The organism is Vreelandella hamiltonii, from assembly GCF_014651775.1.
GTDB lineage: Bacteria > Pseudomonadota > Gammaproteobacteria > Pseudomonadales > Halomonadaceae > Vreelandella > Vreelandella hamiltonii.
Map to the genome: position 1 here is coordinate 1 of NZ_BMXN01000044.1, position 9103 is coordinate 9103.

Annotated in this window: 9 protein-coding genes and 1 pseudogene; 9 read left to right on the forward strand and 1 reads right to left on the reverse strand. The window is 56.5% G+C overall.

The features are described 5' to 3' along the window. Positions 1–3: 3 nt before the first annotated feature. The 7 genes from IE091_RS18050 (at position 4) to IE091_RS18080 (ending at position 6495) form a co-directional block, all read left to right on the forward strand. Positions 4–897: an ABC transporter substrate-binding protein gene (locus tag IE091_RS18050; protein ID WP_268246891.1), complete on the forward strand. Its 894-nt coding sequence runs from the start codon at positions 4–6 to the stop codon at positions 895–897. A gap of 64 nt (positions 898–961) precedes the next feature. Next, positions 962–1822 carry a branched-chain amino acid ABC transporter permease gene (locus tag IE091_RS18055; protein WP_096921912.1) on the forward strand — a complete coding sequence of 287 codons (861 nt, stop codon included), beginning with the start codon at positions 962–964 and terminating at the stop codon, positions 1820–1822. A gap of 12 nt (positions 1823–1834) precedes the next feature. Beyond that, positions 1835–2890, forward strand: coding sequence for a branched-chain amino acid ABC transporter permease (locus IE091_RS18060; protein ID WP_229800899.1), 1056 nt, complete (start codon positions 1835–1837; stop codon positions 2888–2890). A gap of 2 nt (positions 2891–2892) precedes the next feature. After that, positions 2893–3660 carry an ABC transporter ATP-binding protein gene (locus IE091_RS18065; protein ID WP_096921913.1) on the forward strand — a complete coding sequence of 256 codons (768 nt, stop codon included), beginning with the start codon at positions 2893–2895 and terminating at the stop codon, positions 3658–3660. Beyond that, a complete protein-coding gene (locus IE091_RS18070; protein ID WP_096921914.1) occupies positions 3657–4388 on the forward strand; it encodes an ABC transporter ATP-binding protein in 732 nt (243 codons plus the stop codon). The genes IE091_RS18065 and IE091_RS18070 overlap by 4 nt, the downstream gene beginning before the upstream one ends. Before the next feature lie 78 nt (positions 4389–4466). Then, a complete protein-coding gene (locus IE091_RS18075) occupies positions 4467–5654 on the forward strand; it encodes a benzoate/H(+) symporter BenE family transporter (RefSeq protein WP_096921915.1) in 1188 nt (395 codons plus the stop codon). 37 nt (positions 5655–5691) lie between these two features. Further along, positions 5692–6495, forward strand: a complete 804-nt coding sequence (locus IE091_RS18080) for a universal stress protein (RefSeq protein WP_189464294.1) — start codon at positions 5692–5694, stop codon at positions 6493–6495. Between the two features lie 20 nt (positions 6496–6515). Here IE091_RS18080 and IE091_RS18085 read toward each other — a convergent pair whose 3' ends face one another. Next, positions 6516–7418, reverse strand: coding sequence for a LysR family transcriptional regulator (locus IE091_RS18085; RefSeq protein WP_096921917.1), 903 nt, complete (start codon positions 7416–7418; stop codon positions 6516–6518). Between the two features lie 174 nt (positions 7419–7592). Between IE091_RS18085 and IE091_RS18090 the strand changes: the two genes are divergently transcribed. Both IE091_RS18090 and IE091_RS18095 read left to right on the forward strand, forming a co-directional pair. Beyond that, the gene (locus tag IE091_RS18090) at positions 7593–8033 is read left to right on the forward strand and encodes a universal stress protein (RefSeq protein WP_096921918.1); all 441 of its coding nucleotides are present in this window, start codon (positions 7593–7595) and stop codon (positions 8031–8033) included. Positions 8034–8125: 92 nt separating this feature from the next. Then, positions 8126–9079, forward strand: a pseudogene (locus IE091_RS18095) (IS5 family transposase). Positions 9080–9103: the final 24 nt, after the last annotated feature.

Sequence of the window (9103 nt, forward strand, 5' to 3'; positions counted from 1 at the left end):
CTCATGGCGTATCCGTCCTATGTTGGTTGTGATCTGGCGAGATCAATCAACAGGATACGCCACCCTCTCTACTGCCCTCCATACACAAGAACTGAGCTTAACTCTGCAGGGCTTGGGGCGGCGACCAACGAGCTATGCATGCCGAACGTATTTCGCACCTCCTTTAGTATGTGGCAAGACAGCTATCCCATGGGAAAAGTGGCCTACGAGCAAGGGCATAGAAACATCGTGACCATTACCTGGGACTACGCGGGTGGGAAAGAGGACCTAGCGGGCTTTGAAGAGGCCTTTACCGCGGAAGGCGGTGACATCGTCCAGCAGATTCTCGTGCCGTTTCCGAGCACCGAATTCCAGAGTTACCTGACGCAGATTGCCAGCCTTCAGCCGGATGCCGTGTACACCTTCTTCGCGGGGGGCGGTGGTGTCAGCTTCGTGAGGGATTACGCGGCGGCGGGGCTCAACGAGAGCATCCCGCTGCTGGGGTCCGGGTTCCTTACCGAAGGTAATCTAGCCGCCCTGGGCGATGCGGGTGAAGGCGTCATGACCACGCTTCACTACGCAGAAACGCTAGAAAACGACGCGAACCGATCGTTCGTCGCCGCCTATGAAGACGCCTACGGTGAAGCGCCGGATACGTATGCGGTACAAGGCTACGATACCGGCATGATGCTAGCCCAGGCGCTCAATGTACTCGGTGGAGACACGTCAGACCGCGAGCGACTAATCGATGTCTTGGCAAATGTTCAGTTAGCCAGTCCACGAGGTCCGTTGAGCTTTTCGGACTCTCACCATCCCATCCAGAATATCTACCTCCGTGAGATTCGTGACGGCAAGCACGAGGTCGTCAGCATTGCTGCCGAGAATCTAGAAGTGCCGGACGACGCCTGTCAGATGTAACGACACTTCGTAATGCTTGGAAGCGGGGCAATCCTGCTTCCCCTTTTATGCTCGGAGGGGTCTTATGGATCTCGCATTTTTTGGTGTCCAGCTGCTCAATGGACTCCAGTATGGGTTACTGCTGTTTTTGATCGCCAGTGGGTTAACGCTGATTTTTGGGATCATGGGCATCATCAATTTGGCCCACGGCGCCATGTACATGATCGGCGCCTACTTGGTGTATGACTTGACCATGCGTTTCGGCAACTTCTGGTTAGCCATCTTGGTCGCGATTCCCATTGCTACTGCGCTAGGCCTGGTCATCGAGCGGTTGTTTCTCGACACGCTTTACAAGCGCGACCATCTCTATCAGGTGCTGCTGACCTTTGGCTTGATTTTAGTGCTCAACGAAGCCCAGCGCATCATCTGGGGCGGCGATGTGCATCGCGTGCCGGTACCTGCGCCGTTCGACGCCAGTATCCAACTCACCGACAACCTGCAGTACTCGGTCTATCGGCTCTTCGTCATGGGCGTTTGTCTGGCGTTGGCCGGCGTCATCTATGGCGTCATTCGCCATACCCGTCTGGGCATCATCATCCGTGCCGGTGCCGTGAATCGCGATATGGTGGAGGGGCTCGGTATCAATGTCCGTACGCTTTTTACACTGATTTTTAGCGTGGGTGTGGCGCTCACCGCCTTTGCCGGCATGATTGCCGCGCCACTCACGTCGATTGCCCCCGGCATGGGTGACAGCATTTTGATCACCTGCTTCGTGGTCGTGGTCATCGGGGGGATTGGCTCCATCAAGGGTGCCTTTTGGGGTGCCATCATCATCGGTATGGCTACGACCTTCGGCGCTGTGCTCATTCCCAGTCTCGCCAGCATGGTGATCTATCTGATCATGGCAGCGGTTCTTTTGGTGAAACCGCGCGGCCTTTTCGCGTGAGGAGAACAAGCAATGTTACATAAATATCCCAAGCGCGTTGCCTACCTCATGTTGGTACTGACGGCTTTAGTGGCGACCTTCCCGCTGTGGGGCGAGGTGGTCTTCGGCAATCAGGCCAATTTCATGCTGGAGAAGCTTACCTTGATGCTGATTCTCGCGCTGTTTGCCATGAGCCTCGATTTGCTCGTAGGCATCGTGGGTCTGGTCAGCCTGGGGCACGCGCTCTTTTTCGGATTGGGCGCCTATACGCTTGCCCTCGCCAGCCCTGACTTTAGCCCGGCCTCCATGTGGTGGATGCTGCCTTTGGTGATCGGCGTGTCGGCCTGCGTTGGGCTCATCGTCGGCCTCTTGGTCATTCGCACCAAAGGTATCTTCTTCATCATGACGACGCTGGCGTTCGGTCAGATGCTTTACTACTTCATTAGCACGTCCCAGTTCGCGGGGGGCACCGATGGTGTCTTCATTATGTTCCGCCCCAGCTTGGCCGTGGGCGATACCCTGCTAGTCGATTTGGATGATCCTTACAGTTTCTTCTATTTCTGCCTGGTAACGCTGTTGGCGGGATACCTCTTTCTGCGCTGGCTGACCCGCTCCTACTTCGGTCAGGTGCTAGACGGCATTCATGATAACGAGCACCGCATGCAGGCCCTGGGCTATGCCACCAGTGGTTACAAGCTGATCGCTTTCGTGATTGCCGGGGTGATGGCCTCGATTGCCGGCATGCTGGCGGCGATGCAGTACGGCTTCGCCAATCCGGCCCAGCTCGGCTGGCACACGTCCGGTGAGGTACTGATGATGCTGATTCTGGGCGGTATGGGCACCATCTTTGGCCCCATTCTAGGCGCCTTCGCGTATGAAATACTGCTGTTCGTCTATGAGCATGCCACGAGACATTGGCCCATTTTGATGGGGCTGACCATCATCGTTGCAGTGTTGGTGCTGCCGCGCGGTGTGGCAGGCTTGATGATCGCGCCTCCCTGGGCACGCAAACGCCGCACAACAGCCAGTGAAGCGCCGGAAAAGACGATCGTCTCCGCCCAGCCCGTGACACAGAGTAAGGTGGACTAGCCATGAGTGATGACATCGTATTAGCCACCCAGGGCTTGACGCGTCGTTTTGGTGGCCTCGTTGCCGTCAATGACGTGAACTTTGATGTGAGAGCCCACGAAATACATGCCATTTTGGGCCCCAACGGCGCCGGCAAGAGCACCTTGATCAATTTGCTCTCCGGTGAGATCCCCCCGTCGGAAGGCCAGGTGCTCTATCGACAAAAAGCGATTCAAGGCAAAAGTGCTCGCCAAATTGCACGCTTGGGCATTGGTCGCAGCCATCAGAAAACTAATATTTTTCCACGCCTTAGCTGCTTGCAGAATTGTGAGCTAGCGGCACGCATCCATATGGGCGGCGTGTTGGGCAGCTGGCGTTCTCGTCACACGGCGCAGCAGGTGAGCGAGCGCGCCCAAGAGGTGCTGGAAACCTGTCAACTGAACCACCGAGCGCACACGACCGCCTCGGACATGAGTTACGGCGAGCAGCGTCAGCTTCAGATAGCCATGGTGCTGGCAACGGCACCCTCCTTGATGCTGCTAGACGAACCGATGGCTGGCATGGGGCGTGAAGAGACGGCGCAGGTCACGGAGCTACTCGCCAGTTTGACCGACCGCTACACCCTGGTGTTGATCGAGCACGATATGGATTCGGTTTTCCGCTTGGCCAATCGCATTACGGTCATGGTCGATGGCTGTGTCCTCGAAAGTGGCCCGACGGAGCAGATACGTACCAGCGACAAGGTGCGCGATGTCTATTTGGGACGTCACGACGAAGGAGTAACCGCATGACCACAGACCCCACCGTGACTCCCCTGATCGAAGCCCGCGGGCTGCACGCCTACTATGGCGAAAGCCATGTGTTGCACGGCGTCGATGTGATCCTAATGCCTGGAGAGACGCTCAGTTTGTTAGGGCGTAACGGCATGGGAAAAACCACCACGTTGAAGTCGATCCTCGGTTTTGTGCCACCACGCCGTGGGGACGTTTATATCAAGGGCGTATCGACCGCGAAACGACGCCCATGGCAGTTGATGCGCCAGGGAATCGGGTACGTACCCGAAGGGCGTGGCATCTTTCCCGGGATCAGCGTGCGTGAGCATCTCATCATGGCGGCGCGCCCCAATGAGCGGGGAGAGACCCCCTGGACCATGGAACGCGTGCTGGACACGTTTCCGCGCCTGGGACAACGCATTAACCATGATGGCGCGCTGCTGTCGGGCGGGGAGCAGCAGATGCTCTCGATTGGCCGAGCGCTGACGACGAATCCTGATCTGATGATCCTCGATGAGGCCACCGAAGGCTTGGCGCCGCTGATACGCGATGAAATCTGGAACATCATTCGGACCATCAAGGCCACGGGCATCTCGACGATCATCGTCGATAAAAACATCGATAACCTGCTGGAAGTGGCTGAGAAGCACTTGCTGTTAGTAAAAGGGGAAGTGAAGTACAGCGGTGATTCACAGGGGCTCAGGAATAACCCGGAACTGTTGGAAACGCACCTGGGCGTTGCGTAATGGAAGGCCTGGCCGAGCTCTCTTTGCCAGGCCAATACACAGGGTAGTGACCCTTAATCGCGTTGGGATACTGTGGGTATGCAATTACACAAAGACTGGTCGGTGTCTGCGATCACCGCAGGCTTCGTGGCCGTGCTGGTCTCGTACTCAGGACCGCTGGCCATCTTTTTTCAGGCCGCTCAGAGTGCTGACATCTCGAGCACGATGATGACCTCCTGGGTCTGGGCCATCTCCATGGGAGCCGCCATCTCGGGGATTTTGCTGAGCATGTGGTTGAAGGTGCCGGTGGTGACCGCGTGGTCGGCGCCGGGAACCGCCCTGTTGGTGACGCTTTTTCCAGAGCTGTCGCTCAACGAAGCGGTGGGCGCTTACCTGACGGCCGCCATCCTGTTATTCGTGATCGGCATCACCGGATCGTTTGATCGCATCATCCAGCTGATTCCTCCCGGCATTGCCAGCGCCATGATGGCTGGCATCTTGTTCCAATTTGGCGTCGGCATCTTCGAGTCGTTGCACAATGTGCCGACGTTGGCGATTGGAATGATGATCGCTTATCTGGTTTTCAAACGTCTGACGCCGCGCTACAGCTTGATTTGCCTATTATTGGTCGGTGTCTTGTTGGCGGTTCTCTTGGAGGGCGCCAGCCTCGAGGGTGTCAGCGTCCAGTTGGCGCAGCCGCAGTTCATCCAACCCGATTGGACATGGGAGGCGACCTTGAGCTTGGCGATACCGCTGGTACTCGTCAGCCTGACGGGCCAGTTCCTACCGGGCATGGCGATATTACGTACCTCAGGCTACACGACGCCTGCCAAACCCATTGTCACGGTGGCCAGCGTCACGTCGCTGCTGACGGCCTTTTTTGGCGGCATCACGACGGTGATCGCGGCCATTACCGCCGCGATCTGCACCAGCAAAGAAGCGCATGAAGATCCGGACAAGCGCTACGTTGCCGGCGTGGCCAACGGTGTGTTCTATCTCGTGGGCGGTCTGTTTGCAGGCACCATAGTGGCGCTATTTACTTCGCTGCCGAATGCCTTCGTGGCGGTACTGGCGGGACTGGCGTTGATGGGGGCGATAAGCAGCAACATCAGCGCGTTCGCCGCCGAAAAGAGCCACTTGGAAGCCTCGGTGTTGACCTTCGTCGCCACGGCATCCGGGGTGAGCTTTTTGGGGCTCGGGTCGGCTTTCTGGGGCGTGGTCGTAGGCGGACTGGCATACAACCTACTGCACCGGCGTTTTGCGCCACTGAATAATGACACGCAATAACAACAAAGGCGGCTGACACCGTCACTGGAGAGGAATGATGAAGACGATCGTCGTGGCTATTGATGACAGTGAAGGAGCGGTGACCTCCATCGAATTTGGTCGACGCCTCGCGTCGCAGCTGGGCGTAGAGATGAAGGCCGTCTCCGTGGTGCTCGAACAAGCAGACGTCAGCTCACGTACGGCGATGTTAAAAGCACGCCTCAAGTCACACCGTGTCGATGATATGGCGCTGGAAGTGATTGCCCATCATAGCGTCAAGAACTACCTGGGAGCGCTGGCCAATCGGGAGGAGGTAGGGGTATGCATGATGGCTCATGGACGTCGCCCGGTGCCGGAAATGCTGATCGGTAGCGTGACGGCTGGCGTGGTTCGGCGTTCTCGACGGCCCGTTTTTTTATGCGGACCACGTTATAATGGTCGCGCTCACCAGCACGTCGATGTATTGGCGGTATGTGTCGATGGGTCTGCACTCTCTGAAAAAATGCTGCCCCATGCGGCCGAACTAGCCAAACGATTAGGCGCGCGCTTACAGCTGCTACAAGTACTCGATACCCCAACGTTCAACAAACCGACATCGTTGGCCCCCGCCGATGTCTCGGAGTCGGCGTATTTAGCGGCATTGGCGCGCCGCGTTGGAAGTGATCAAGCGTTGGAGGTCGACTGGGAAGTGCTTCATGGTGACCCAGCGGCGTCTATCGTGAGCTACCTAGCAGATAGTCACCATACCATGCTGGCGATGACGACCCATGGCCGCAGCGGCCTTTCTCAGGTCGTGGCAGGCAGCGTCAGTCATGAGGTCGTTCATGAAGCGCCATGCCCAGTCGTCGTGCTCCGTCCCTAGTGCGATCGATGCGTGTGAGGCTATGGATACCGTCCCGAGCGTCGGTTATCGACCAGCACATCCAAAATGGCATTGGCCGTTTGCATGACGTGAGATGGCTTTTCACCACGGCGACGGCTACAAATAACGGGCGACGTGATACTGCTATCCGCTAAATAGACATAGGTGATGCCATCTCGCTGCACACGCTTGACTTGCTCCGGTACGAGCGTGATGCCAATGCCAGAAGCGACGAGGCTGAGTGCCGTTTGCACCTCGTTCGCTTCTTGAAAGACCTGAACCTTCAAGCCTCGCCTACGAAAAATGCCAAGTACCATGTCGGCTAAGCTCGGGCGTGGTTTGGCGGGAAAGAGAATGAGGGGGTAGCGGGCAAGCTCTTCACAGCTGGGGGTTGTTCCTTCGAGCGGGTGGCCGCTGGGTAACGCCGCGATAATGGGCTCCTCGAAAAGAATGTCCTGCTCCACATCGGGGTCGTCGATTCTGATACGGCCAAACCCCATATCGATCCGCCCGGCTTTCAAAGCCTGAATTTGCTGCACCGTCGTCAGCTCCGCTAACGATAGCTCGACATTGTCCATTTGTCTTAAATCACGCACGAGCGTGGGCAACTGCCCATAGAAAACCGAAGGCACAAAGCCAATCCCAAATAGCTGACGTTTATGGCGCGCCATATGGCGAGTAGCCTCCACCGTAACATCGACTTTTTCTAATATTTGTATGGCGTGTTGTTGAAAGAAAATGCCTGATGGGGTGAGCTGTAGTCCTCGTGAACTGCGCTCGAACAGTTCCGTGCCTACCTCTTGCTCCAACTGCTTGATCTGACGAGAAAGCGGAGGTTGCGACATATGGAGCCGCTCTGCGGCAGACGTGAAGTTTAGCTCTTCGGCAACCACGCAGAAGTATCTAAGATGGCGTAGCTCCATTATACCTCCTAGGTATGGCTTTCTGTCCGAAAGATATTGGAGAAATGCCAATGGAAATGGCATTTTCTAGCTATAATTAATCTTTCTGGTAGAGCGCTTAAAATACCTAAAAAGTATAAGCTATCAGTTTTGCTGAAGGATGTTTCTCATACTTTAGTCAATGTCGGAGATGTTATGTATACCAAGATTTTGGTGCCTATCGATGGTTCTGCACACTCACAGCATGCGCTGTCCGTGGCGTGCAAATTGTCAGAGCAAAACAGTACGAAGGTCTACGTGCTGCATATTCCTGAGGTGGTCAGTAACACTAGCAAGCTGATCTGGGGTGTCGGCGCGCTTGCAAGTGATGCAACGTCCGAACACTTGGCGTCAGCGGGCGAGGCACTGCTTGAAGAAGCCGAAACGTTTGCTAAAGCGAAAGGCATCCGCAATATCGAGACAATGATCGAACAAGGCAGGCCTGTCGATATCATATTGGAAGTATCAAGGCGCGAAGGCGTCGACGTGATCGTGATGGGTAGTCGCGGACTCAGTGATTTAGGCGGTATGGTCGCGGGAAGCGTATCGCATAAGGTAGGGCACTTGGCACAATGTGGCGTTATTACAGTTAGTTAAGGAAACGCTGCATAAATCCCGCCGCAGCTGCCAGGTAGCCAGCGGCGGGGTAGAATTCGGTCCTCCTGCCACTGCTTGATCAGAGCCGCCCGATGAAACAAATCTCGTTCGCCCAAGCCGAGCACCAAAACAAGAAGAAGGTCACCCGCTGAAAGCGGTTCCTGGCTCAGATGGAGGCGCTGGTTCCATGGCCGCGACTGATCGAGGCGCTTCCGACATCCTATTTCCCGAACGCGGTGGGTAAGCGGGGGAATCCGCCGATTGGCCCGGAGCGCATGCTGCGCATCTACTTCCTCAAGCAGTGGTCGGTCCTGGTCGATGAAGCGCTGGAGGATGCCAGTTACGACAGCCAGGCGATGCGCGACTTCGTGGGTATCGGTTTGGCCATCAAGGGCGTGCCGGACGTGACCACCTTGGTGCGCTTCCGCCACCTGCTGAGAAGGGCCTGTTTATGCGCGAAGATACCATCGTCGACACCACCATCGTGGCGGCCGCCCCTTCCACTAAAAACAAGGCCAAGCAACGCGATCCTGAGATGAATCAGACCAGGAAGGGCAACCAGTATTACTTTGGCATTAAAGGCCCATCTCGGTGTAGATGCGTTCACCGGACTGGCCCACAGTGTCGTCGCCACCTTGGCCAACGTCGCCAATGTCACCATGACGGGCCATTTGGTTTGGGACGATGACAATCGGGTATACGACGACGCGGGCTACACCGGCATGTGGAAGTACCTGGACGAAGAGAAGGGTGCCCCGGACTCCCGCTGCTGTGTGGCCGTCAAGCGCAACGCCATCAAGAAGATGGAAGACAGATCCATGAAAACGCTGCTGTTGGAGATCGAGAAGGCCAAGGTCGAGCATCCGTTTCATGTCATCAAGAACCTCTTCGGCTACCGAAAGGTGCGTTACAAGGGGCTGGCCAAGAACCGGGCGCAGCTATGCAGCCTGTTCGGGTTGGCCAGCCTAGGCTTTGTACGAAAAGTTAGCTCGCAGGCAGCGGTCTATGCATGCCACGCATACCATCGCCCTAAAGCTGCTTGCTAACTTATCGTAGCGTGTGGCAATGCG

What these genes read in the sequence shown, in the direction of transcription:
- IE091_RS18050 (WP_268246891.1), top strand. Translation starts at nt 4, where the DNA reads ATGGCGTATCCGTCCTATGTTGGTTGTGATCTGGCGAGATCAATCAAC.
- IE091_RS18055 (WP_096921912.1), top strand. Translation starts at nt 962, where the DNA reads ATGGATCTCGCATTTTTTGGTGTCCAGCTGCTCAATGGACTCCAGTAT.
- IE091_RS18060 (WP_229800899.1), top strand. Translation starts at nt 1,835, where the DNA reads ATGTTACATAAATATCCCAAGCGCGTTGCCTACCTCATGTTGGTACTG.
- IE091_RS18065 (WP_096921913.1), top strand. Translation starts at nt 2,893, where the DNA reads ATGAGTGATGACATCGTATTAGCCACCCAGGGCTTGACGCGTCGTTTT.
- IE091_RS18070 (WP_096921914.1), top strand. Translation starts at nt 3,657, where the DNA reads ATGACCACAGACCCCACCGTGACTCCCCTGATCGAAGCCCGCGGGCTG.
- IE091_RS18075 (WP_096921915.1), top strand. Translation starts at nt 4,467, where the DNA reads ATGCAATTACACAAAGACTGGTCGGTGTCTGCGATCACCGCAGGCTTC.
- IE091_RS18080 (WP_189464294.1), top strand. Translation starts at nt 5,692, where the DNA reads ATGAAGACGATCGTCGTGGCTATTGATGACAGTGAAGGAGCGGTGACC.
- IE091_RS18085 (WP_096921917.1), bottom strand. Translation starts at nt 7,418, where the DNA reads ATGGAGCTACGCCATCTTAGATACTTCTGCGTGGTTGCCGAAGAGCTA.
- IE091_RS18090 (WP_096921918.1), top strand. Translation starts at nt 7,593, where the DNA reads ATGTATACCAAGATTTTGGTGCCTATCGATGGTTCTGCACACTCACAG.